General features: G+C 63.1%; 23 protein-coding genes. 4 read left to right on the top strand and 19 right to left on the bottom strand.

Translation table 11 applies throughout. The features are described 5' to 3' along the window. Positions 1–25 precede the first annotated feature (25 nt). From KBY95_RS08935 to ribH, 18 genes are all read right to left on the bottom strand, one after another. Positions 26–958, bottom strand: coding sequence for an NAD-dependent epimerase/dehydratase family protein (locus KBY95_RS08935; protein ID WP_254964619.1), 933 nt, complete (start codon positions 956–958; stop codon positions 26–28). Then, complete coding sequence (locus KBY95_RS08940; protein WP_254964620.1) at positions 955–1,965, bottom strand: glycosyltransferase family A protein; 1,011 nt, start codon at positions 1,963–1,965, stop codon at positions 955–957. Before KBY95_RS08940 ends, KBY95_RS08935 begins: the two co-directional genes overlap by 4 nt. 9 nt (positions 1,966–1,974) lie before the next feature. Continuing rightward, a complete protein-coding gene (locus tag KBY95_RS08945; RefSeq protein WP_254964621.1) occupies positions 1,975–3,516 on the bottom strand; it encodes a hypothetical protein in 1,542 nt (513 codons plus the stop codon). 144 nt (positions 3,517–3,660) lie between these two features. Further along, a complete protein-coding gene (locus KBY95_RS08950; RefSeq protein ID WP_254964622.1) occupies positions 3,661–4,548 on the bottom strand; it encodes a glycosyltransferase family 2 protein in 888 nt (295 codons plus the stop codon). Positions 4,549–4,738: 190 nt separating this feature from the next. Beyond that, entirely contained in the window at positions 4,739–5,404 is a 666-nt protein-coding gene (locus tag KBY95_RS08955; protein ID WP_254964624.1) for a cephalosporin hydroxylase family protein, read from the bottom strand. Positions 5,405–5,527: 123 nt separating this feature from the next. Next, on the bottom strand, positions 5,528–6,334 hold the full coding sequence (locus KBY95_RS08960; protein ID WP_315858898.1) for a class I SAM-dependent methyltransferase: 807 nt from the start codon (positions 6,332–6,334) through the stop codon (positions 5,528–5,530). Between the two features lie 105 nt (positions 6,335–6,439). Beyond that, complete coding sequence (locus KBY95_RS08965) at positions 6,440–7,684, bottom strand: sugar nucleotide-binding protein (RefSeq protein ID WP_254964626.1); 1,245 nt, start codon at positions 7,682–7,684, stop codon at positions 6,440–6,442. Continuing rightward, positions 7,684–8,718 (bottom strand): ATP-grasp domain-containing protein, encoded by a 1,035-nt coding sequence (locus KBY95_RS08970; RefSeq protein WP_254964627.1) that lies wholly within the window; start codon positions 8,716–8,718, stop codon positions 7,684–7,686. The genes KBY95_RS08965 and KBY95_RS08970 overlap by 1 nt, the downstream gene beginning before the upstream one ends. A gap of 6 nt (positions 8,719–8,724) precedes the next feature. Then, complete coding sequence (locus KBY95_RS08975) at positions 8,725–9,855, bottom strand: DegT/DnrJ/EryC1/StrS aminotransferase family protein (RefSeq protein WP_254964628.1); 1,131 nt, start codon at positions 9,853–9,855, stop codon at positions 8,725–8,727. Between the two features lie 3 nt (positions 9,856–9,858). After that, positions 9,859–11,100 (bottom strand): class I SAM-dependent methyltransferase, encoded by a 1,242-nt coding sequence (locus KBY95_RS08980; protein ID WP_254964630.1) that lies wholly within the window; start codon positions 11,098–11,100, stop codon positions 9,859–9,861. Continuing rightward, positions 11,097–11,645, bottom strand: a complete 549-nt coding sequence (locus tag KBY95_RS08985) for a dTDP-4-dehydrorhamnose 3,5-epimerase family protein (protein WP_254964631.1) — start codon at positions 11,643–11,645, stop codon at positions 11,097–11,099. The genes KBY95_RS08980 and KBY95_RS08985 overlap by 4 nt, the downstream gene beginning before the upstream one ends. 1 nt (position 11,646) lies before the next feature. Further along, positions 11,647–12,600, bottom strand: coding sequence for a class I SAM-dependent methyltransferase (locus KBY95_RS08990; protein WP_254964632.1), 954 nt, complete (start codon positions 12,598–12,600; stop codon positions 11,647–11,649). A gap of 99 nt (positions 12,601–12,699) precedes the next feature. Further along, complete coding sequence (locus tag KBY95_RS08995; protein WP_254964634.1) at positions 12,700–13,806, bottom strand: ABC transporter ATP-binding protein; 1,107 nt, start codon at positions 13,804–13,806, stop codon at positions 12,700–12,702. Between the two features lie 146 nt (positions 13,807–13,952). Continuing rightward, on the bottom strand, positions 13,953–14,771 hold the full coding sequence (locus KBY95_RS09000; protein ID WP_254964635.1) for an ABC transporter permease: 819 nt from the start codon (positions 14,769–14,771) through the stop codon (positions 13,953–13,955). A gap of 53 nt (positions 14,772–14,824) precedes the next feature. After that, positions 14,825–15,013 (bottom strand): photosystem II reaction center protein PsbZ, encoded by a 189-nt coding sequence (gene psbZ, locus KBY95_RS09005; protein WP_094584244.1) that lies wholly within the window; start codon positions 15,011–15,013, stop codon positions 14,825–14,827. 87 nt (positions 15,014–15,100) lie between these two features. After that, the gene (gene rfbC, locus KBY95_RS09010) at positions 15,101–15,700 is read right to left on the bottom strand and encodes a dTDP-4-dehydrorhamnose 3,5-epimerase (RefSeq protein ID WP_254964636.1); all 600 of its coding nucleotides are present in this window, start codon (positions 15,698–15,700) and stop codon (positions 15,101–15,103) included. Beyond that, positions 15,697–16,605, bottom strand: coding sequence for a glucose-1-phosphate thymidylyltransferase RfbA (gene rfbA / locus KBY95_RS09015; RefSeq protein ID WP_254964637.1), 909 nt, complete (start codon positions 16,603–16,605; stop codon positions 15,697–15,699). The genes rfbC and rfbA overlap by 4 nt, the downstream gene beginning before the upstream one ends. Further along, complete coding sequence (gene ribH, locus KBY95_RS09020) at positions 16,602–17,090, bottom strand: 6,7-dimethyl-8-ribityllumazine synthase (protein ID WP_015109826.1); 489 nt, start codon at positions 17,088–17,090, stop codon at positions 16,602–16,604. The genes rfbA and ribH overlap by 4 nt, the downstream gene beginning before the upstream one ends. A 120-nt stretch (positions 17,091–17,210) precedes the next feature. On the opposite strand from ribH, the gene mutS reads away from it, so the two are divergent. Further along, complete coding sequence (gene mutS / locus KBY95_RS09025; RefSeq protein ID WP_254964638.1) at positions 17,211–19,982, top strand: DNA mismatch repair protein MutS; 2,772 nt, start codon at positions 17,211–17,213, stop codon at positions 19,980–19,982. Here the strand turns inward: mutS and KBY95_RS09030 are convergent. After that, a complete protein-coding gene (locus KBY95_RS09030) occupies positions 19,958–20,620 on the bottom strand; it encodes a precorrin-8X methylmutase (protein WP_254964639.1) in 663 nt (220 codons plus the stop codon). The two genes, mutS and KBY95_RS09030, sit on opposite strands and share 25 nt — an antisense overlap. A 251-nt stretch (positions 20,621–20,871) precedes the next feature. Here KBY95_RS09030 and KBY95_RS09035 point away from each other — a divergent pair, with 251 nt between their 5' ends. Genes KBY95_RS09035 through KBY95_RS09045 form a run of 3 tightly spaced genes read left to right on the top strand, consistent with a single transcriptional unit; the run spans position 20,872 to position 24,426 of the window. Beyond that, positions 20,872–21,552: a type II toxin-antitoxin system Phd/YefM family antitoxin gene (locus KBY95_RS09035; RefSeq protein WP_254964641.1), complete on the top strand. Its 681-nt coding sequence runs from the start codon at positions 20,872–20,874 to the stop codon at positions 21,550–21,552. Beyond that, a complete protein-coding gene (holA, locus tag KBY95_RS09040) occupies positions 21,552–22,562 on the top strand; it encodes a DNA polymerase III subunit delta (protein ID WP_254964642.1) in 1,011 nt (336 codons plus the stop codon). Before KBY95_RS09035 ends, holA begins: the two co-directional genes overlap by 1 nt. 28 nt (positions 22,563–22,590) lie before the next feature. After that, a complete protein-coding gene (locus KBY95_RS09045; protein WP_254964644.1) occupies positions 22,591–24,426 on the top strand; it encodes an aspartate kinase in 1,836 nt (611 codons plus the stop codon). Positions 24,427–24,440 lie beyond the last annotated feature (14 nt).

A 24,440-nucleotide genomic window follows, 5' to 3' on the forward strand; every position in this document is an offset into this window, starting at 1 on the left:
AGGACCGGGTGAACGGAGGCAGTCCTCAGAGGGAGGAGGCCTTCAGGGCATGATCCCACATCTGGGCGAGGCCGTTCTGCAGAGACACCTGGGCTCTCCAACCGGACACGGAAAAGAGCTTCTGGGCGTCGAGCACGTTGGCGTCGACATCAAAGCGACGCGCAGGCAGGTGGTTCACCTCGAGGGTGTGGCCGGCAGCCTCGACCAGGGGGCGTAGCAGAGTGATCACATCCAGATTGCTGGCGCCGATGCCGGTGCCGAGGTTATAGATTTCGCCATCGCCGCCGAAATCCAGGGCCGCAAGGATGCCACTGGCCACATCCGTGACGTGAATGTAATCACGGATGGTCCCCACATCTCCATAGATCTCGATCTCACGTCGCGAAAGAATGGCATCGATGGCGGCGGCGAGGAAACCCTGGCCGGTCCGGGATCGCTGCTGGATGCCGTAGGCGTTGGCCGGCCGCACCACCACCACCGGCAGGTCGCGGGTGTGATGAAACATCAGGGCGTAGTGATCGATGGTCAGCTTGGTGATGCCGTAGGGGCTGATGGGGGCCGTCGGGTGGGATTCCGCGATGGGCAGGGCGCAGGGCGGGCCATAGACCGTGCCCCCGGAGGAAACGAGCAGCAGGCGGCGGACCCCCACGGCCATCGCCTCCTCAAGCAAACCGACGCTGCCGGGCAGATTGGCGAGCAAATCGAAGACGGGATCGCCGTAACTGGTCTTCGGGACGGTGGCGTAGGCCAGGTCGATCACCTCGCAGCCAGTTTCGAGGATCTCCCGCATCTGGGCGCGATTGCCGAGATCGGCGCAGCGATAGGCGCACGGCAAGGAGGACGTGTGGGCACCGGGGGGACGCCGTCCCACGACAGTCACCTCACGGCCGGAAGCGATCAGGGCCTGGCTGACCAAAGAGCCGATGAACCCGGCACCGCCGATGACGATGGTCTTCATCGCGGCCCCCTGAACCGTTGAGCCAGGCGCCAGATCCGCTTGGCGAGGTTGCGGAAGGGTCCAGCGGTCTGGAGAAGCTCGTAGGCGGGCGACGAACGGACCATCCATGCCCCCTTCATGGCCTGGACGCGGGCCAGGGCGTCCTGGCGCAGGGACTCGGCGAGTGGCTCGGTCGCCGACGGCTGAATGGCGGCGAGAAGGATGGACTGGATCCGGGAGAAGTCGGGCCGGGCGGAGACCTCTTCCGCTCCCCCGTGGGTGAGAGCCGCGATAGTCCGAATGTCGGGATCGTCAGCGGAGAGGCCTGAGGACACTGCAAGATTCTCCGAACAGATCGTGATCAACCGATGACGGAACGGAGACGGACCGACGCGCGACATGCTGCCAGGAATCTCCCTGTAAGCGAGCAAAACCTCGCCGAGATTGGCGATCCCCCCCACACGGGCCAGCCGTGACCACAGCTCGAAGTCTTCTGGCGGTTGTCGGTCCGGGTCCGTTGAGTAACCACCCACCTGGGCGAGTGCGGACCGGCGCAGCATAACGGAGCTGTGGACAAAGGGATTGTTGAACAGCATCAGATAACGAAGCTCCGCGTCCTCAGGCGGATGGTGATGGAAACGATTGACGACACGATCGATCTCCATGATCTGCGCCCAGGTGCCGAGCAACACGCAGTCGTGATGCGCTTCCATGAACTCCACCTGATGCGCGAGCCGTTCCGGATAGGAGAGGTCATCCTGATCCTGGCGGGCGATATACTTCCCGGTGGCAAGCTCGATGCCTCGATTGAGTGTGGCAGCGAGGCCACGATTCTCATGCTGGAAGACCTTGATTCGCTGATCTCCAAAGCCGGCGATGACCTCGGAAGACCGGTCTGTGGATCCATCATCAATGATGATGAACTCAAAATCGGAATAGCTCTGCGAGAGGATGCTTTCGATGGCATCGGCAAGATATCGCTCACAGTTATAGACAGGGAGCAGGACGGTAACGATGGGATCAGCCATTTGCCTACCTTAAAGAACGATGCGGATGACATCGTCCTGCACCACGAAATCAGCCTTAGGGTAGGCACCGCAAACATAGTCTCTCAGCGAAGAAAGCGTTGGGTAGTCGTGGGTGCCATCAAAGTTACGGGCATCATCGATCAACACGACATGGCCGCGAACGGGATGGTTCAGGATGGCTTCCATCTCAGCAGACACGGGAGTTTCACGCTCGCCGAGCGCCGTAGTCCCAGCCGAGTAGTGGCCGTCAAGCCAGAAGAGCGTAGGAACCTTCAAGCCATCAAGAATTTCGGGTAGAACCTGGGAGCTATCACCTTGGATGATGGAGACATGGGGGAAATCACTGAAACGCAGCTGGGCACGCTCACAGAGCTCTGAACTGAGTTCGATGGAAATGATCGTATTGAAGCGCTTGCGTAGGGAAAAGACCATGTCACCCAGGTACGTGCCGGTCTCAACAAGCGTTGAGAGTCGATAGCGGGAGGCATATCGCGCCAGTAGCCTCTGCTTATACAGATGGGGTGGTGGCACCGGGCTGCCCGAACGCCGCCAAGCCCTGATCAGTTCGCGCTCCATCGCCCGTCGCTGCAGGGCATGAACCAAGCGTTCAACCAGCCGATACGGTGGGAGGGCCGTGCAGAAAGACACGACATGGCCCCAGGAGATGCTTAGCGTCCTGCTCCATGCCGCCAGCAGCCGCTCCTTGATGCTGCGGCGCCGCAGCATCGACTCCAGCACCAGACTGACCGGCTGAAGATCCTCGGCTGGAAGGAGATCCTCGCCAGGCTGAGCCCGGAGATTCTGCAGCAGTCGCTCCCACCAATAGGCAAAAGAGGCCAGCGGCAAGGGTCGCGAATAAACAGGATTCGTGGTCAGAAACGTACGGCCGTCATAGGCATTAATCACATAACACAACTGGCTCCTGTCGAAACTCACCACCAGATCGAGCTCAGGGGTACCGAGGGCTTGGAAATCATCCCAATGCACATAGATGCAATTGGTGGCGGTGCAGGCGGCGAGTCCATAACCCTTGTCCCTCGCCAGGCGCGTCAATGCTGCCGCCGAGGCCCCGAAGTAATCGCCCCGTCGCTGCACAAGGTCAAGCTCAGGGGGAATGGTGGGATTGTATTCAATGACAACGACTCGCGGCCGATACATGGATAGAGATGACCAGACATGATAGTCGTCGCCATCAATATCAATCGACAGTAAATCCACCCCATCAGGGGGAATGCCCTGCTGGGCCAGCAGGCTGTCCAGAGTATTCGGCCCAGTGGCCGCTACAAACGCGTGAACCGCCTGCACCCCAGGGAATGGAATGATGGACTGCTCAAGCTGAAGGAATCGCTCGCGATCACCTTCGATGAGCACGGCAGACCAACCCGACTCATGCCAAAGCGCCCAGGTGTTGCTCAGATGCCTACCGTCCCAGGCACCGAATTCCACACAACGCTTGGATCGTGGCCCAATGCGCCGGAAGATTTCTGCAAGAATCCCATCCTCGCCGTTCTGAGAAACAATATTGCTTGCGTGCTGATCCAGAAGCGCCATGTATTCCGCTGGGGGCATCCTATAGATGATGGTACTACCTCCAGGGCTCCTGCCATCCATAAAGGCCTCTCTCCGTTGGTCGAGAAATACCCCAGCGGAACTGCGGCTGCCTTCGTCAAGCAACGCAAGACACTAAAGAGAGCGCTAAGCCAGATCCAGCCTCAGCCACCGAATGATCAGGGGTAGTAAGCGGAAAAAGAAAAGGAGGGACGACAACGGGCTTGAGTCTGGGGCCTTAGACATAATCCGCAGATAGACAAGAAAGTAATGCAGATGACTTGCCATGAGCTGCAAGCGATGAGACTTGCTACCATAAGGCAACGTCCCGGCATCATCAGCCGCGAGTGCAGGAGCTTGAGGATGAATACCAACTGTATACAGCTTTTCCTCTACAAGACTGAATGACCAGCGGGACAAGACATCACAAACAAACAGCATATCTGCGCCCCAAGCCTTGGAATGAAAGAACTTGATGACAGAAGCATCAATCAAAGCCTCCCTACGAAACAATCCATAAATCAGGTTGGCCTTCCCCCGCTCAGGCTGCTGAAGCGCATAGTGGGTCACCCGGTTGACGCCATCGTCGTGAAGAAACTCACGATACGCATGGTAGAAAGATCCATAATCGCGACAGAGTGAGCCATCCGGATATCGGACATCAAAATCACAGAAGGACAACCCGCTCTTGGAATGACATAAGAGGGGCTCAAGAAGCTTCTCAACGAAAGTTGGATGCCATTCATCATCATCCGCAGCCCACATAAAGAAGGCACCCCTCGCCTGACTCAGGACGAATGCAAAGTTATCAGCTGGACCAATATTTCTCTGTTGGCAGAAGTAACGAATACGTTGATCCTCTGAGTACGCCGTAGATATCAACCTGCCTACCCTGGGATCAGGCGATGCGTTGTCCGAAACGACAATCTCAAGGTGCCGATAAGTCTGCGCCCTGATGGAGTCGAGTGAGCGCTGAAGCGACGCTGGCCTGTTGTATGTCGGCATCCCAACAGTAACGAGTGGGGGCTGATCCATCGGTAGGCCCAAACGCAGTTAAGCGTAACATTGAAGATACCATCGTCTCAGGAAACTGAGTCAAGGCGGATCAAGCAAGCCACTTTTGGGAGGGCAAGGGTTAGGGTCGGCCTGACCAGAGGAGAAATACAGGAGTTCATCAAGTCGCATAAAGTCCAAATAGATAGTTCATACAGGAAGGAACAAGATGTCAGACGACCCGTTTGAGATACCCATCGGGAGCCACGCTAATCAACAGCTTGTTGTCTATGTCATTGTCAATATGAAACTCGGGATGGCTCCTCAACCACTCGTGAACAGCCGTTTTTGGATTGTTGCCCACATCCCACGGGCGATCTGGGAAAGAGCCTGGAGGTAAGTCTTCGATCGCAGTATCGAAAACGATGCAGTAGCTGCCAACCGAGACAAGATCTGCATAGGCATTGAGCTCGGCGAGGACATGCTGGTGGGTGTGATTGGAATCCAGGGATACAAGAACATGTTCAGCACTGTCAGCATATCCACGAGCTTGCTTGATGATATCGGGATCAATAGATGATCCCTCAATCAACTGCATTTTGAACCGCAACGGATGCTCATCGAGAGCTTTGCGGTTATGGGGACGGATATCGATATCAATACCAACGACTTGGCGAGACGAGTGCCGAGGATCAAGGCCATCCATTACATCCAAGAGACAAAGCAAAGAGGCCGAGAGTGCCAGAGAGCCACCATGGGCAATTCCTGTCTCAAGAATTAGGTCCGGGCGCGAGTCAAAAACAATCTCTTGAAAAGCGAGGATATCCTGGGGATACTGAATAATGGGACGTCCCATCCATTCAAATTTATAGGTATAGCCGATAAGATTGGTCATCATCGACCATGAGCGGGCCTGCAACTTAAGCCCTTCAACGAAAAGAGATTCACTAATCTGATTTGACACGTTAGCTGGGTGCGTGAGGGACGAAGAAGATTGATGCCTATTTAAGCGCAATAAGGGCTATGGAATCATGCAGGTTACATGCAAGACATTGCACATCTCCGGATACTCTATTCCGAGCCTGTAACTTGCCTCACAGAATCGCTCTTTCCAGTCAACGGAGGTATCGCCGGACCTCCCCCACCCATGCTCCGCAGTCTCCCACTGGGGCGCAGAAAGCAAGTGATCCATCTGAGGAGTGGACAGGGTCTTGAAGAAGACTCCACCCTGATCAACTGGGACCAAGCCAGCGCACTCAACGTCTTCCAGGAGTGAAGTCATGCAGTATGAGCGACGGTGACCTGCAATCTCAGTATCAAATGGAGACAGCTCTTCACAGTGAGTGAGACTCCCCATCAAGACATTTAATTGTCTGTTAATGGCTTTTGCGTTGGGAACATGAACAACAAGGACGCCGCCAGGCTTCAAGAATCCCTTTAGATGCTTCAAGAGGTCAACCGGTGATTGCACGTGCTCGAGCAAGTCAAGAAGCGTGACAACACTGAATAGATCACTGGAGGCATAGTCCTCGGCCAAAGCATTATGGAACTCAGCTTCAGGAATGCGTCGTCTGGCCATCTCCACAACGTCAGCATTAGCATCAACACCAACAACCTTGTCAAATGAACTGGCCAACTGCTCAGTGATGAATCCATCTCCACAAGCGATATCCAGGAGAGATCTGCCGTCCGCGTCATCGCGGCAGTGGCGAGCGACCTGCTCGAGGCAAGAAACCACTTTATACTTGGCGAGCTGCTTATTGTATTCCGGATGATATCCTGTTCGCGTCCATTTGAATTGCTGTTGGCGTAGAAGCTCTTGGCTCATCTGACTCTCTCTCGTATGGACTTGAAGTTTATCACGGCATCTGTGCTCCAGGATAGCCTCTAGACGTGCTCTCCTATGCCATATTCCAGATGACAATGGAGGGATTCACTCGCTCAGCGAAGAATGCCGAGATGTCCTGATGTAGCTCTGAACATAGTCCATGGGATCAAACTCTTCCGCAGGAACGCCAGAAGGAGACGGACTGTCAAGAGAATGATATTGGCTATGAAAAGTACCTGTAAAGGCGTTACGTTCAACAGGGGTCTCGAGGACATCCACCCCGTAGTTCCTGGCGATTTGCCTACCCAGCTCAGCCACTGAGATCCTGCATGAATGACGACAGACATGGATGATGTCATTGCCCACACCAGGGGACAGCATCTGTTGCGTCAATTGGCAGACAGCAACCTCCAGACTCATCAATGGAACGACCGGATAACCGTTGCTATACCGATGAATGAAGATAGTCTTTCCCGATGAAGCCGTATGGGCGAAATAGGTCAGGAATCGCGGAAGAATCGAGTCCCTTGAAAGCAGACAAGGCAGTCGGTAGATCTTAAAGCGCAAACCGCTTGACTGAGCCGCATAGATCAGTTGCTGCTCATGCAGGCATCGGGCTTGGGAGTAGAGAGAGAAGGGGACCGGGCGGGAAGATTCGACGACCTCTTGGTCAGTAGAAGCTTCGAAAACACTCCATGATGAGACGTAATGAAACACGCAGTTTGCAGCTATGCAGGCCTGAAGAATGTCGACGAACTGAACGTAAGATTGCTTTGAACTAAGGTATGAGTTCGGAGGATCCGGATATGCGGAGTGAATGAGGTCTGTAATCCGGTTTAGGAGCAAGACCTCTTCATACCTCGTGGATCCCTTGTCTGCATCCGAAGAGTCGTCAAGACTGACGGGAAGAAGCCCACCATTCATCTTTATGACACTTTGAAGCAACAAACGGCCTAAAGGCTGATCAGCACCCGTGATGGCGAAGGCACTTTTGCGTACAGCTTCACTGGAATTGCTTATCAGGGATCGGAGCAGACTGGGCTTGACGCATGACTCGACATGCTTCTCTTTGATGAGGGTGATCGCATCCCCTAAGGGAATGGAAGCATGGCGGCTGATCGCCAATGCAGCCAAGTAATTACTGCGTGAATGACCATAATCACAAGCAAAGCAGACCTTCCTTCCAAGATTGAGTTGGCCTAGACCGACAGCAAGAATACCCTCGACCAATTGCTTTGCATTCCCATCGCCATCAATCAGTGGCCTGCAGTCTACAACTAGCCAGTTCGGAGGGATATCGTCAAAGACACTCGCAACAGCAATGGTGTCATTATAGACAACAGAGAACATTAGCCGGCATCCTGATGATATGGAACAAAGCATTCAGCGAAAGACCGAAGAGCCAGACCCTCAGAAGGAACAGGGTATCTGATAGGAGACCCAGACAGAAGATGGTTCAGAAAGAGTGAGACCTCGTTAACTCCTGCCAGTGCCCTGAGATATGTAGATGCCGAGAATCGGGGGTTGATCTCAAATGGCATAATCACCCCATTCTTCAGTCGACACTGGATGTTCAATGGGCCGCAACTCCCCACGGCATCTGCAATTTTCATCGCTGCAGCTTCTATGGCCCCATCTCGAAAGAACTCACCCTGGGATGATCCAGAAGAGATCAGATGCTCCTGACTGCGGTCGTGCACTGAGAGCATATTTTGAAATGTCCTTCGAAGCAATATTGATCCAGCTGCAGTTCCATCTCTTTGGGAGAGCACGCCAATCGTCAATTCGTTTGATGAATCCTTGAGATACTCCTGGCAAATCCATGAATTAGCATCGCCAGCATGCAACGAGGCAAAACCGTGGAGGTCGCCGGCATTATAAAGAATGCTGATTCCACGGGAGCCTCCACTCTCAATTCGGGGCTTCACAATGATGGGATAGCTAGCGTCATGTGAAAAAGCACCTGTCTCTGAAAGTAAATGGGTCGGCGGGCATGGAATCCCTTGACGAGACAGCAGGTCAAAGCACAGGTACTTATCCGCACATGCCATCACAGTAGACTCATTGTTGCCGACATAAAGAGCACCTGCTGCTTTCACATCATCCTCGATTCCGGCACAGACTCTTGCCACGACGTCACCTCCTGCGATCAGGAAATCGATCTGCTCTCCAGAAAGAATCTTGAATACGTCCGAGAGGAAGGACACCCCGTTCAGAACAAATGTTTGCTTGAATAGGTCAGAGTAGTGACCGTAGGCCTGTGGACTGATATCAGCACCAAGTACATCAAAGCCGCCATCCTTGGCCAGGGACTTCGCTATCTCCAATCCAAGGGAGGCACCCGCAATTCCCCAAATCAAAACTTTCGGCCGGGATAAACTCATAAGTTGTCAGCGCTTGCGAGAGAAATAAGAGTGAACCTTGGCGCAGACAAAAGAACCATCATCATCCGAGAGATTGTGATGGGAGGGAAGATTGAGCGCTCGCAGATGGATGCTATCAGCGAGATAGGGAATCTCAAAGGCCTTGCGGCCACCCGTGGGCGTTGAGCTGAGAGGCCAGAAAAAGACCCTTGCATCAACTCCATTCGTTTGCAGCTCTCCGATCAAGTCTTCACGATGGAAAGGAGTTTCATCGTCAACCACAAAGGTGGGCATCCAGAATCCGTTGGTGCAGCCATCCGGCTCCGGATTCATCCTGAGCGGAAGATCCTTCAGTGCCTCTTGATAGAGCATAAAGATCTTTCGTTTGGCGGCAACAAGTTCATCAATCCGCTGGATCTGTGCGCAGCCAATTGCGGCTTGGACATTACTCATCTTGTACTTGAAGCCCACCATTTCTGGCCAGAACTGCCTGGATTGGCCACGGGCACGCCCATGGTTGGAAAGCGTCAGCACCAGCTCATAAAGGTCCGCATCGTTAGTGACAAACATGCCACCTTCGCCTGTGGTGATGGTTTTTGTGCCATGGAATGAGAATGCACCGAAACGGCCCATACTCCCAGCACGACTGCCGTGAAAAACCGAACCAATGGCCTCAGCGGCATCTTCAATCACGGGGATGCCATGGCGCTCTCCAATCGCCAACAGAGCATTCATATCGCAAAGGTTGCCATAGAGATGAACCGCCACGATGGCCTTGGTCCTGTGCGTGATCGCAGCCTCCACCTGCTCGGGGTCCAGGCACCAGCTATCCGAGAGGATGTCCACGAACACCGGTGTAGCCCCGAGGTGAACGATGGGGGCGAGCGTCGCAACCCAATTGGTATCTGCCATAATCACCTCATCGCCTGGCCCGATACCGAGGCCGTACAGACCCATATGCAGTGCGCCTGTGCAACTGCTAGTGGCGATGGCATAGGCCACACCCAGGTGGCGCTTGAAGGCCTCCTCGAAGCGGACGATGTAGTCATAGCAATGTTCACCCCAACCGTTGCGAGCTGCATCGGTGGCATAGGCCACCTCCAGCTCCGTGATCGACGGCCTTGTGTACGGAATTCTTGGGGGGGAGAAGTCGTCCATGGCTCAGATGACGGTGAGAATGGGGATCGCCACTTTCACTGGGACGTCGATCCTGCCTCTGAGCTGGGCCTTCACTTCGCCCGCCAGGTTCCATGGAAGCACAAGGAGCTCATCAGGCTGCCGCTCTAAGAGATCATCAACACCAATGATGGGAATGTGGCTTCCTGGCAACCATTTTCCGATCTTGCTGGGGGCAAGATCGGCCACCGCTTCCAGCAGGTCGCTGCGGATGCCGGCGAAATTCAGCAGGGTGTTTCCCTTGGCTGCGGCACCATAGGCAAGCACCCGTTTACCGGACCGGCGAGCAGCCAGCAGATACTCCATAAGCGCAAACTTGGCTTCCAAGGCTCGTTCCTGGCAGCGGACGTAGGCCTCCAGCGACGTGAGCCCGGCTACGGACTCCTCCGCCAGGACCCCCTCCACAGCATCCCGTTCGTGCGGCGTCTGGGCAGCAGCGGCAGGATCCCCGCTACGGGCTAGCCATACCCGCAGGCTGCCACCGTGGGTGGTGATCTGCTCGGCGTCGAGCACCATCAGCCCGGCATCCTCAGCCATTCGCTGCAGAGTCGTGAGGCTCAGGTAGCTGTAGTGCTCGTGATAGATCGTGTCGAACTGGTTTCCGTCTAGCAATCGCAACAAATGGGGAAACTCCACAGAGGCCACACCAGAGGGCTTCAGGACACGGAAAATGGCCGCTAGAAAGTCATTGATATCTGGGACATGCGCGAGCACGTTGTTGGCCACCAAAAGATCGGCCCGGTAACCCTGGGAAACCAGCTCGGCGGCAAAGCCGCCACCGAAGAATCGCTCGCGTGTATCGATGCCTTTGCTCCTCGCAGCCTTCGCCGTTGCACGGGTTGGTTCGATACCGAGGCACGGAATCCCTTGTGCCTTCACGTACTGGAGCAGATAGCCATCGTTGCTGGCCACCTCCACAACCAGACTGCCGGGACCGAGCGAAAGGCGCTCGACGGCCGCCTTGACGAACCGCTCCGCATGTTGACACCAGGTGATCGACGTGCTGGAAAAGTAGGCATAATCCGCAGTGAACAATTCATCCGCTGGTGCATGCATGGGCAACTGCACGAGCCAGCAGTTTGAGCACACATAAACGCGCAGCGGAAACGTAACTTCCGGCAGACTCAGCTTCGCCTCGCACAGGTAGGCATTGCTGGGCGGCTGATGGCCGAGATCAATGACTTCATGCTGCAGTGCAGTTGCGCAGTGTCGGCAGTGGTGGGTCACAGCAGGCGCTCCAGGAGAGGCAGCGACCGGTCACGCTCACTCAAGTCCCTGGGTTGCATCGGCCAGTCGATGCCGAGCTGGGGATCATCCCATCGCACACCCGTCTCGTCCGAAGGGTGATAAGGAGCCCCGTGAAGGTAAAGCAGGGTACTGTCCGGCTCCAGCACCTGAAACCCATGGGCACATCCCGTGGGGATCAGCAGTGAGTTCCCCGCTTCGGCACTGAGGTCCACCGCCACCCACAGGCCACGCGTCGGGGAGCCCCGCCGCAGGTCAACGGCCACGTCCCATACACGCCCCACCACGCAGGTGACCAATCGGACCTCTGGAGGCGCCCCCCGTTGGAGATGCAGGCCTCGAAGCGTTCCGGGGCTTGGGTTGTGGCTGAGATTCACCTGCTCGATCGGCCGATCCCCTCCCCAGAGCTGGTTCCATTCCTCGCGCCGGAAGACATTCAGAAAGCTGCCACGGTGATCGCCATGCGGCCGGCGGCTGATCTCCACCACTCCCTCGAGGGCCGTGGCGCGGTGACTGATCACGGCCATCTCAGGCGAGAGCGGGCCGACGCAGCACGGTGAAGGCATCGAGATCCTCCAGACCCCAGCCATCGGCGAGGCCACTGAGGCGCTGAAACGCCACGTCCAGACCGGCCTCCTCTGCAAACCCTCGCATCCGCTCGGCGGTCATGTCGCTGCGGTTGCCGGGATTGTGGGCCCAGTCGCTGTTGGGAGCAACCGTCCCGTAGTTGGAGTGGTGCAGGAACGCACTTCCACCGGGCCGCAGGACCCGCGCAATCTCATGGACATAGGCGCGCACCACGGACGAATCGAAATGAACCATGGAATCAAAGGAATAGACAAGGGAATGGGAACTCGCATCGACCATCGAGAGGGAATCACCATTGGTAACGAAGTAGCGGAATGTGCAGCCATCACGCTGCTCACCGAACCGCTCTCTGCAGGCCTCGATGCAATTGGGATTCACATCAATCAGCGTGATCGATCCAGCCAGCCTACGTAAATGCTCTGTATTGCGGCCATGGCCCGGAGCAAGCTCAAGAACGTCAGTGAAGTCAAGATCCTTGATGATGGGCCAGATCACCCCCTCCCACTGCTTCTGGATGTAAGGCTCAGCGTCACGGTAATAGTTGCCTTCTGCATGGGCGTCACGACACTGGGCAATGGTTTTGAGCCGAATCATCTCAAGTGCCACATCACCGCAGACGGAAGCCGCATCCTCCTGATCCAGCCGCATGGAAGCCTGGAGAAGATCAGTAGCCATTCGAGTCTGAAGCTCCTCCTGGAAGCAGAGAATCACACCACTACGTGTCAGATCATGGGATAGAACCTGTTCGCGGAGGCTGTCTGGAAAGCCAGCCTTGACGATCCCGATGAGATCAAGCCAGGGCACCAACCGGCCAGGATTTTTCTGGACGCGGTCGATGGCCTGTCTCCTGGAGGACGGAGGGCGGTTGGCCGTCGAAGCCGCGAGACGGGCCAACTTCCTCCGGATCCTGGCAGCCAGCGAACGCATCGAGATCCGATCCACCTCAGCTCACCATTCTCCCATGACACCTGCCCGGGTGCCAGGCAGGAGCCATCAACGCAAGCTCCAGTTCAACTGTGGCCTGACAGCACCGGGGACCTTATGCACGGCCCCATGGCGAGCTTCATCATTCAAATCCTCGATCACATCAAAACAGAACTGATCCTGAACATGGAAATGGCAACACTGGGGTATCGGCGTGGTGGCAGCGAAGTTGACGGAATAGGTTCCTTCGTTCAAAAATCTTGACGGCAGCCAGACCGTCGCATGATGGCGTCCGGGTGAGGCCGGAGGCTGATGAAGGGGACTAGTGATGAAGGCACACTGGCCAGCCGTGAAGAAATGGAAATTCGGAATCACCGGTCCCGTGGAAGGCTGCATCAGCTCATAGGTCATCTCGATGCCGAACTCCCTTTCGATATGGGCATAGCTCAACCGTTCGCCGGACCGATCCACCATCCGTGCTCCGAGCATGCGGCAGACTTGGTCACCAAGCGGATCAGCAGTTAGATCGAGCAGCGAACCTGCCGTTTCTTCGCTGCTGGCGAAATAGGAGGCTGTCACAGATTCGGTGGGACCGATCTGGGTGACCCTGCCATTCTCCAGCAACATGCAGGTGTCACACAGGGTATTGACCGTGCTGAGGCTGTGGCTCACAAAAAGCACGGTGCGGCCCTGTCCCGTAACATCTTTCATCTTGCCGAGGCACTTCTTCTGAAATTGAAGATCGCCCACCGCCAGCACTTCATCGATGATCAGGATATCCGGCTCCAGGTGGGCGGCGACAGCAAAGGCCAGGCGCACATACATGCCACTGGAATAGCGCTTCACCGGGGTATCGATGAAACGGTGGACTTCCGCAAAATCAACAATCGCATCGAAAACCTGGTCGATCTGCCGGCGGCGCATTCCCAGCAGCGTGCCATTGAGGTAGATGTTCTCCCGGCCGCTGAGCTCGGGGTGAAAACCTGTGCCCACCTCCAGCAGGGAGCCCACGCGACCACGGATCTCAGCCATGCCGGTGGTGGGCTCGGTGATCCGTGAAAGGATCTTCAGCAGGGTGCTCTTGCCAGCCCCGTTCCTGCCGATCACCCCAAACACCTTGCCGCGGGGAACCTCGAAATCCACATCCCGCAGGGCCCAGAAGATCTCACTGCTCATGCGCTGGCGTGGCCCCTTGCTTTGCCAGGGCCAGCGACCCCGGGAGCCACCCTTGGCTGCATCAGAAGGCTCCACCGAGCCCAGATGATCAATCCTGTACGACTTACCCAGGGAACGAACCGTGACAGCAATCTCTGAGGTCGAATTCATACGATATCGGCAAAGCCCCTTTCAATCTTCTGGAACACGGCCATGCCGATCGCCAGGGAAGCGACCAGCCCCGACAGCATGCTCGCCATCATGGTGACGGTGATCGGCACACCGCCCAGCACCGACCAGCGGAATCCTTCAATAAGACCGACCGTTGGATTGAGGGAATACAAGAACTGCCATCGCTCAGGGATCAAGGAAGACGAGTAGACAATCGGAGTCAGATAGTTCCAGGCCTGCAGGACGAACGGCACCGCGTAGCCGAAGTCACGGTGATAGACATTTAGCGAGGCTACGATCAGCGTCAAGCCCAGGCCCATCAGGAAGGCCGCCAGCAGAAAGAACGGAGCGGCCAGCAGATGCCAGCCCAGACCGATGCCGAAGAGGGCCAGCAGCACCACCAGGACCCCAAGGCTGACCAGTCCATCAACGACCACCGACCCCATCGAGGCCAGGGGAATGATCAGGCGGGGAAAATAAATCTTCGAAAGCAGGCCGGAATTGGCCACAAGGCTGGTTCCAGCCCTACCGATCGAGTTGCTGAACAGGCTCCAGGGAATCAGACCGGTGAACACCATCAGCAGGTAGGGCTGGCCATTGCTGGGCAGACGGGCGAAGTTGCCGAACAGCACGGCGAAGATGATGGCGGGCACGAGCGGCTGCAGGATCACCCAGACCGCCCCGAGACTCGTCTGCTTGTAGCGCAGCTTGATGTCGCGAAGCGACAGGTAATACAGGAGATCGCGATACTCGACGATCTCCTTCCACTCGAAGAATGAAAAGCGACGCCTGGGCTGAATGCGAGTGACGCTCATACGGCGGCGCTGGGGTGGTCCGGGCAGGCTGTCACGCCGTCACCCTGTCGACCTCAGACCACCAGCAGGCTCATGCCCCAGTTCACCAGCACCAGGGCCACCCAGGCGGCGCCGCCGATCAGGATCAGGCGGTTGGAGCGGCCGCTGTCCTCAGTGCTCGCGTAGAGCACGGGCACTGCCACGATCAGGGCGAAGGACATCACCACCAAGGCCAGAACGGTGAGGGTGTTGAGGATCTGCATGGGGCAGGAAGGCGCGAGGCCGGATCAGGCAGCGTTGGGGATCCTGCCATGCAGCGCGGGGACCTGCCCGCCTCCGGCGGCCATCCTTCACACGTTGTCGGGCGCGAACAGATCGCCGGCCGCCGCCAGGGCCCCCAGGCTGGGGGCAGCGGCGTCCTTGGGCGCCAGCAGGGGCTGGTGGGGCGACGGCAGCTCCCCCAGGGGCCAGTCGATGCCGAGCGCCGGGTCGTTCCAGGCCAGGGAGCGCTCGCACTCCCGGCTCCAGTAGCCGGCGGTCTTGTACTGCACCTCGGCCACCGCGCTCAGGGTCAGGAAGCCGTGGGCGAAGCCCACCGGCACCCAGAGCTGGTGCTGGTTCTCGGCGCTGAGCCGCTCGCCCACCCACTGCCCCAGGGTGGGGGAGTCCAGGCGCAGATCGACGGCCACATCGAAGACCTCGCCGACGGTGCAGCGCACCAGCTTGCCCTGGGGGTGCGGCGCCCGCTGGAAATGCAGGCCCCGCAGCACGCCCTGCACGGAGCGGGAGTGGTTGTCCTGCACGAACTCGGGGGCGTCGGCGTCCTCCCGCCCCAGGGCTTCGGCAAAGCGGCGCCGGTTCCAGCTCTCGCTGAACCAGCCCCGCTCGTCGGCATACACCGCCGGGCTGATCAGCAGGGGGCCTTCGATGGCCAGGAACTGGACGTTCATCGCTGGGGCTCCAGGGCCTGGTGGTCGCTGGCGGCCTCCTGCAGCAGGCGCAGCAGGTAGTCGCCGTAGCCGGATTTCTTCAGGGGCAGGGCCAGGCGCTCCAGCTGGCCGTGGTCGATCCAGCCCAGGCGCCAGGCCACCTCCTCGGGGCAGCCCACCTTGAGGCCCTGGCGCTTCTCGAGGGTGCGGATGTAGCTGGCGGCCTCGTGCAGGGAATCGGGAGTGCCGGTGTCCAGCCAGGCCATGCCGCGGCCCATCAGCTCCACGCGCAGCAGGCCCTCGTCGAGGTAGAGCTGGTTGAGGTCGGTGATCTCCAGCTCGCCCCGCGGCGATGGCCGCACCTGCCGGGCCCGTTCCACCACCGTGTGGTCGTAGAAGTACAGCCCCGTCACGGCGTAGCGGCTGCGCGGCCGGGCCGGCTTCTCCTCGATGCTCAGCACCTGGCCATCGCCGCTGAACTCCACCACCCCGTAGCGCTCCGGATCGCTCACCGGGTAGGCGAACACCGTGGCCCCCGGCCGCTCGCCGTTGGCCCCCTGCAGCTGGGGGATCAGGTCGTGGCCGTGGAACAGGTTGTCCCCCAGCACCAGGGCCGCCGGGGCGCCATCGAGGAAATCGGCACCGATCAGGAACGCCTGGGCCAGGCCATCAGGGCTGGGCTGCACGGCGTAGCGGATCGTCATGCCCCAGGACGATCCGTCCCCCAGCAGCCGCTCAAAGGCGGGCTGGTCGGTGGGGGTGGTGATCACCAGCACCTCCCGGATGCCCGCCAGCATCAGGGTGCTGAGCGGGTAGTAGATCATCGGTTTGTCGTACACCGGCACCAGCTGCTTGCTGACGGCGGTGGTGAGGGGCGCCAGGCGCGTGCCGCTGCCCCCCGCCAGGATGAGTCCCTTGCGGTTCATGGCGTCGGCTGCGGCAGCGCGGCCATCAGGCTGCCCATCTCCAGGGCCTGGAGGCCGTAGCTCCAGCCCAGGTTGCTCTTGATGCCGGCCCGCTCGAGGGCCTGCTGCAGGGTGTCGGTGGTGAGCACCCCGAAGATCACCGGCACGCCGGTGTCCCGGGCGACGGCGGCCACCCCCTTGCTCACCTCAGCCACCACCACGTCGAAGTGGGGGGTGTCGCCGCGGATCACCGCCCCCAGGGTGATCACCACCTGGTAGCGGCCGCTGGCGGCCAGCCGCTGGGCCACCAGGGGGATCTCGAAGCTGCCCGGCACCCAGGCCACGTCGAGCTGGCTGCTCTCGGGGCCCACATCAATGCCGTGGCGCGAGAGGGAATCGAGGCAGCCGCTCAGCAGCTTGCCGGTCACCAGATCGTTGAAGCGGGCGATCACCAGGCCGATCCGCAGACCGGCGACATCGGTGAAACGACCTTCGAAAACCGTCAAGGGATCAGACCACGAAGAAGCTCATGACCCAGTTGAGCAGCATCGGGGCCTCCACCGCCAGGGACGTGAGGATCTCCCGGGCGGGCCTCCTACGATCGGGGCGCTCCAGGCGGCGGGCCCATGGCCAGGGAAGTGCAGCAGCAGCTCCCTCTCGCAAACGACGCCAGCCTCCAGGGCGACCTGTTCGGAGGCGAACCGGCCCCGGCGGCGGCGGAGCCCGATCGCGAGGGCGGCCTGGATGACCAGACCCTGCTCGCCGATGCCAGCGCCCGGCCCCGGGCCCGCCGGCGGCGATCAGCGGCCCCGGAGCCCGAGCCGGCCGACCCTGACGGCGGCGGCGAGAGCCCGGAGCCCGATGGCGACCTGCCCCGCTGGCACCACCATTCCCTGGTGGACCCGGCGGCACTCACCCCGGTGCTGCGGCACTACGTGGAGCTGAAGGCGGCCCATCCGGACCGGGTGCTGCTGTATCGCCTCGGCGACTTCTACGAATTCTTCTTCGAGGACGCGATCCTGCTCTCGCGCCTGCTGGAGCTCACCCTGACCGGCAAGGACGCCGGCAAGGCCCTGGGCCGGGTGCCGATGGCGGGCATCCCCCACCACGCCGCCGAGCGCTACTGCGCCGACCTGGTGCGCCGCGGCCTCAGCGTGGCCCTTTGCGACCAGCTGGAGGCCACCCCTGCCAAGGGGGCCCTGCTGCGCCGGGGCATCACCCGCGTGCTGACCCCCGGCACGGTGTTGGAGGAGGGCATGCTGGCGGCCCGCCGCAACAACTGGCTCTGCGCCGTGGTTCTCGACGGGGACGGCAGCCATGCCGGCCACTGGGGCCTGGCCGTCGCCGACGTCAGCACCGGCGAGTTCCGGCTGACCGAGCGCATGGGCAGCGGCAGCCTGCACCAGGAGCTGCTGCAGCTGGAGCCCGCCGAGGTGGTCTGGCCCGGCCAGGGGGAAGCGCCGCCCTGGTGCCCCGAGGGTTTGCGGCTCACCCCCCTGGCCCGCACCCCCTTCGAGGCCACCGAAGCCGCCGCCCTGCTGCGCCGCCGCTTCCGCCTGGCCAGCCTTGATGGGCTGGGGCTGGGGGAGGCGAAGCTGGCGCTGCGGGCCGCCGGGGGCCTGCTGGCCTACCTGGACACCACCCAGCCGACACCCGAACCGGCCCCGACGGCGGCGGCAGAGAGCGCCGCGGCCATTCCCCTGGAAATGCCCCGGCTCTGGCACGCCGGCGACCAGCTGGTGCTCGACGCCCAGACCCGCCGCAACCTGGAGCTCACCCGCACCCAGCTGGGCGGCGCCCTGCAGGGCTCCCTGCTCTGGGCCCTCGACCGCACCGCCACCGCCATGGGCGGCCGCTGCCTGCGGCGCTGGATCGAGGCCCCCCTGGTGGACCGCGCCGCGATCCTGGAGCGGCAGGAGGCGGTGAGCGAGCTGGTGGCCCATCGGCCCCTGCGGGTGGGGCTGCGCCGGTTGCTGCGGCCCATGGGGGATCTGGAGCGGCTGGCGGGCCGGGCCGGCGCCGGCAGCGCCTCCGCCCGCGACCTGGTGTCCCTGGCCGACGGCCTCGAGCGGCTGCCGCGCCTGGCCGCTCTGGTGGCCTCCTGCCGCAGCGGCCCCCTGGCGGCCCTGCAGGGTCCCTGGCCCGAACTGGCCGCCCTGGCCGAGGAGGTGCGCCACCACCTGGTCGAGGCGCCGCCCCTGTCCCTCAGCGAGGGGGGGCTGCTCCACGACGGGGTCGATCCGGTGCTCGACGGCCTGCGCAACCAGCTCGACGACCAGGAGGCCTGGCTCTCCCGGCAGGAGGCGATCGAACGGCGGGCCAGCGGCAACCCCAACCTGCGCCTGCAGTACCACCGCACCTTCGGCTACTTCCTGGCGGTGAGTCGCGCCCGCGCCGCCGCCGTTCCGGACCACTGGATCCGCCGCCAGACCCTGGCCAACGAGGAACGCTTCGTCACCCCGGAGCTCAAGGGCCGCGAAGGCCGGATCCTGCAGCTGCGGGCGCGGGCCTGCCAGCGGGAATACGACCTGTTCTGCGAGCTGCGTCGCAGCATTGGAGAGGCCGCAGGGCCCGTGCGGGCGGCCGCCCGGCGGGTGGCGGAACTCGATGCCCTGGCCTCCCTGGCGGAGGTGGCGGCCACCGGCGGTTACTGCCGGCCGGAACTCAGTGAGGGCCGCGAACTGGAGATCGAGGCGGGGCGCCATCCGGTGGTGGAGCAGCTGCTGGTCGACGCGTCCTTCACGCCCAACGACCTGCAGCTGGGCGCCCCGGCGCCGGATCTGATCGTCCTCACCGGCCCCAATGCGAGCGGCAAGAGCTGTTACCTGCGCCAGAGCGGCCTGCTGCAGCTGATGGCCCAGATCGGCAGCTGGATCCCGGCCCGCTCGGCCCGCCTCGGCATCGCCGACCGGATCTTCACCCGGGTGGGGGCGGTGGACGACCTGGCCAGCGGCCAGTCCACCTTCATGGTGGAGATGGCCGAGACCGCCAACATCCTGCACCACGCCAGCCCCCGCTCCCTGGTGCTGCTCGACGAGATCGGCCGGGGCACGGCCACCTTCGACGGCCTCTCGATCGCCTGGGCCGTGGCGGAGCACCTGGCCGACGGCATCGGGGCCCGGACGATCTTCGCCACCCACTACCACGAGCTCAACGAGCTCGCTGAGCTGCTGCCCAACGTCGGCAACGCCCAGGTGCTGGTGGAGGAGACCGGCAACGACCTGGTGTTCCTGCACCGGGTCTGCCGGGGGGGCGCCAGCCGCAGCTACGGCATCGAGGCGGCCCGGCTGGCGGGGGTTCCGGCCTCGGTGGTGCTGCGGGCCCGCCAGGTGCTCGGCCGCATCGAGGCCAACAGCCATGTGGCGGTGGGGCTTCAGGGGGGACCCAGGGCCGCCTGATCCAGCCAGGCCCGCCGCAGCAGGGCATTGGCGGCGGCACCCACCAGGCCAGCACCGCCCTTGCTGCCCTCCAGGCGGATCTGGGGGAGGGCGCTGGCGGCCAGGTGGCGTTTGCTCTCGGCCACCCCCACGAACCCCACCGGCATGCCGATCACCAGGGCCGGAGCGGCGATGGTGCCGGCCTCGACCAGCTCCAGCAGCCGCTCCAGGGCCGTGGGCGCACTGCCCACCAGCACGACCGCCCCTGGGTGCGCCGCCAGGGCCCGCTCCATGCCCGCCGCCGCCCGGGTGCCACCGGCGGGGGCGACGGCGGGAGCCCAGGCCAACACCGAATGGACCGGATTGGCGAAGGTGCGCCGGGCCATGGGCGCCACGGCCGCCGCGGCCATGGCGGTGTCGGTGAGGATCGGTGCGCCGGCCGCCAGGGCTTGGAGGCCGGCGGCGCAGGCCCCCGGGCCGAGGCGCAGATCCGGCGCCAGGGCCAGGTCGCCGCTGCTGTGCACCAGCCGCTCGAGCAGCTCCTGCTCCACCCCCTCCAGGCCGGTGGGCCCCAGCCAGCCGCGGATGCGGCGCACGCTCTCCCGGAAGATCGGGTGGTCGAGGGAGGCTGCGAAGCCCGAAGAATCGAAGCTGTCCATCGCCTGCGGCGCCCCGGTCGCTGAGCCACCCCCGGCGCCCGGCGCGGCCTGCAGCCCGGAAGGGGAAACGGCGAGGCTACGGGAGCCGCCGGACGGGGCGGGACTGGACCTGGCCAGCAGCGAAACGACTGGGCAGGCTCCGACGAGACGGGAGGAACAGAACCGGAGACAGGAGCACGGGCAGGGGCGGCCCTCAACCGAATTCAAGACCTGTACATTGTGTACAGATCCCGATTCCGGCGCCGCGAACCATGCCCACCCTCGGCGTGCTCGAAGCCAGGAAGCGCTTCCCTGAACTGCTCGATCGGGCCCGGGGAGGCGAGGAGACCCTCATCGCGCGCCATGGCCACGCGGTGGCCGCCCTGGTCCCCCTGTGGCGCCGCCACCGGGCCCAGCGGCAGGCCCTGCTCGCCCTCAAGGGCAGCGGCCGCGACTGCTGGCCCGATCCCCTGCCACCCCCCGCCGGCGGAAGCGGGCCAGTGGAGCCCCTGGACGGCGGCGCCGCCCTGGCCCTCGGATCGGCCGTGGCCATCGACGCGACGGTGCTGATTCCCTGGCTGCGCGGGGACGCCGGCGGACGCCGGCACGAGCCCCTGATCGCCGCGATCGCCGCCGGCCACTGGCGCGGGGTCCTGAGCATGGCCACCCTGAGGACGCTGGTGGAGGGGCCGCTGCTCCGGGGGGACGAAACCCTGGCGGCCCGCTACGAAGCCGTGTTCAGCGACCCCGCGGCCTGGACCCTGGTGAGCCTGACGCCCCAGGTCGCCCTGGCGGCGGCACGCCTGCAACGACCCGGCACCGGGCCGGCCCTGGGCTCCGATGGCGCCATGGAGCTGGCCTCGGCCCTGCATGGCGGGGCCACGGCGATGATCAGCCGGGACCCCCGCCTGGTGGCCGCCCTGCCCCTGCCGGCGCGGCCACCCCTGCCCTGATGCCGATCCACCTCTACTGGGGCGACGACGAGGCCGCCCGACAGCGGGCCCTGGCGGTCCAGATCGAGGCCCTGGTGGATCCGGCCTGGGCCACGATCAACCTCAGTCGCCTCGACGGGGCCGACCCCCTCCAGGCGGCCCGGGCCCTGGAGGAGGCCCGCACGGCCCCCTTCGGCGCCGGGGCCCGGGTGGTGGTGCTGCAGCGCAGTCCCTTCTGCCAGGCCTGTCCGGCGGAGCTGGCCGCCCAGCTGGAGGCCGCCCTTGAGCTCATCCCCGCCGAAGGCCACCTGTTCCTGGTCAGCGAGGGCAAGCCCGACGCCCGGCTGCGCACCACCAAGCGGCTGCGGGCCGTGGCGGAGGAGCGATCCTTTCCCCTGCCCCCGATCTGGGACGGGGCCGGCCAGATCGAGCGGGTGGAGAGCGCCGCCCGGGAGCGGGGGCTGGCCCTGGCTCCGGGGGCAGCGGAAGCCCTGGCCGAAGCGATCGGCAGCGACGGCCTGCGGCTGGCCAGCGAGCTGGAGAAGCTGGCGCTGCACACCGGCAGCGCCGCGGGCCCCATCACAGCCGAGGCGGTGGCGGCCCTGATCGGCGGCCAGGTCACCAGCAGCCTGGCCGTGGGGGATGCCCTGCTGGCCCAGCGCCCCGCCGAGGCGATCGCCCTGGTGGAAGCGCTCCTGGAGGCCAACGAACCGGCCCTGCGGATCGTGGCGGCCCTGGCCAGCCAGATCCGGGGCTGGCTGTGGGTGTGCCTGCTGGAGCGCAGCGGCGAGCAGGACGTGGCCGTGATCGCCAAGGCGGCGGGGATCGGCAATCCCAAGAGGATCTACGTGATGCGCAAACAGATCCGCGGCCGCAGCCCCGACCAGCTCCTGGCCCTGCTGCGCCGCCTGCTCGACGTGGAGGCCGCCCTCAAGCGCGGCGCCGACCCCGGCGACGCCTTCCGGGACGGCTTCCTGCTGGCCGCCGCCCAGGGCTGGCACGACCAGCCCGGCCACGCCCCGCGTCGATAATCGAGCCCGACGCGCCGGCGACGAGCCCATGGGCCTGCTGATACAGAAGTTCGGGGGGACGTCGGTGGCCGACACCGACCGGATCCGTGCGGTGGCCCGCCGCATCGCCGCCAGTCGCGAGGAGGGCCACGAACTGGTGATCGTGGTCTCAGCCATGGGGCATACCACCGACCAGCTGACGGACATGGCCGCCAGCCTCTGCAGTGACCCGCCACGGCGGGAGATGGACATGCTGCTGGCCACGGGTGAGCAGGTGTCGATCGCCCTGCTCTCGATGGCCCTGCATACCGAAGGCGTGCCCGCCGTCTCGATGACCGGCACCCAGGCGGGGATCATCACCGAATCGGCCCATGGCCGGGCCCGCATCCTGGAGGTGCGGACCGAACGGTTGCGCCGCCTGCTGGAGGACGGCCACGTGGTGGTGGTGGCCGGCTTCCAGGGCACCAGCAGCGGCCACGCCGGCACCCCGGAGATCACCACCCTGGGGCGGGGCGGCTCCGACACTTCGGCGGTGGCGCTGGCGGCCGCCCTCGGTGCCGACGGCTGCGAGATCTACACCGACGTGCCCGGTGTGCTGACCACCGACCCCCGCAAGGTGAGCGATGCCCAGCTGATGGCGAGTGTCAGCTGCGACGAGATGCTGGAGCTGGCCAGCCTCGGGGCCGCGGTGCTCCACCCCCGGGCCGTGGAGATTGCCCGCAACTACGGGGTGCCCCTGACGGTGCGCTCCAGCTGGAGCCAGGCCCCCGGCACCCGCCTCACCAGTGGCCCGGCCCGCCCGATCGGCAGTGAAGGGCTGGAACTGGGCCGGCCCGTGGACGGAGCCGAACTGGAGACGGACCAGGCGGTGCTGGCCCTCTCCCATGTGCCCGACAGGCCAGGCGTGGCCGCCACCCTGTTCGAGGCCCTCGGCGCCGCCGGCCTGAACGTGGACCTGATCGTGCAGGCGATTCACGAGGGGACAAGCAACGACATCGCCTTCACCCTGGCGGCCACGGAGATGGAACCGGCCCGCCGGGTCTGCCAGGAGGTGCTGGCCGCCATGGGGGCCGATGGCGCCCAGCTCACGGCCGAAGCCGGCATGGCCAAGCTGAGCATCGCCGGCGCCGGCATCCTGGGCCGGCCGGGGGTGGCGGCCCGCCTGTTCGACACCATGGCCCGCCTGGGCATCAACCTGCGCCTGATCGCCACCAGCGAGGTGAAGGTGAGCTGCGTGGTGGATGGCCAGCTGGGGGCCCGGGCCCTGCGGGCGGCGGGGGAGGCGTTCGAGCTGGCCGACCAGCAGCTGCGCCACGATCCGCCCCCCTGTCACCTGGGCGATCCGGCGGTGCGGGGGGTGGCCCTCGACCGCGACCAGGTGCAGGTGTCGGTGCGGCGGGTGCCCGACCGGCCGGGGGCCGCCGCGGCCATCTGCCGGGCCCTGGCCGATGCGGGCATCAGCCTGGACGCCATCGTGCAGTCGGAGCGCACCCACGGCGGCCCCCAGGATCGGCGGCGGGACATGAGCTTCACCCTGCGGCGCGACGACCGGCCGGGGGCCGAGCGGGCCCTGGCCCCGGTCCTGCGCCAGTGGGACGGCGCCTGCTTCGAGGAGGGCCCGGCCATCGCCAGGGTCAGCGCCGTGGGCGCCGGGATGGCCTGCACCGCCGGCACGGCGGCACGGATGTTCCGTTCCCTGGCCGATGCGGGCATCAACATCTCCCTGATCGCCACCAGCGAGATCCGCACCAGCTGCGTGGTGGCGGAGGCCGATGGGGTCCGCGCCCTGCAGGCGGTGCACCAGGCCTTCGGCCTGGGCGGCACGGCCCGCCACGCCGCCGAGGGAACCGAAGCACCCGCAGCTGAAAGCGCCTGCCCTTCCTAGGGTTGGGGCGGCGA

Origin of the sequence: Cyanobium sp. Aljojuca 7A6 (assembly GCF_024346455.1) — a bacterium.
Classification (GTDB): Bacteria; Cyanobacteriota; Cyanobacteriia; order PCC-6307; family Cyanobiaceae; genus Cyanobium.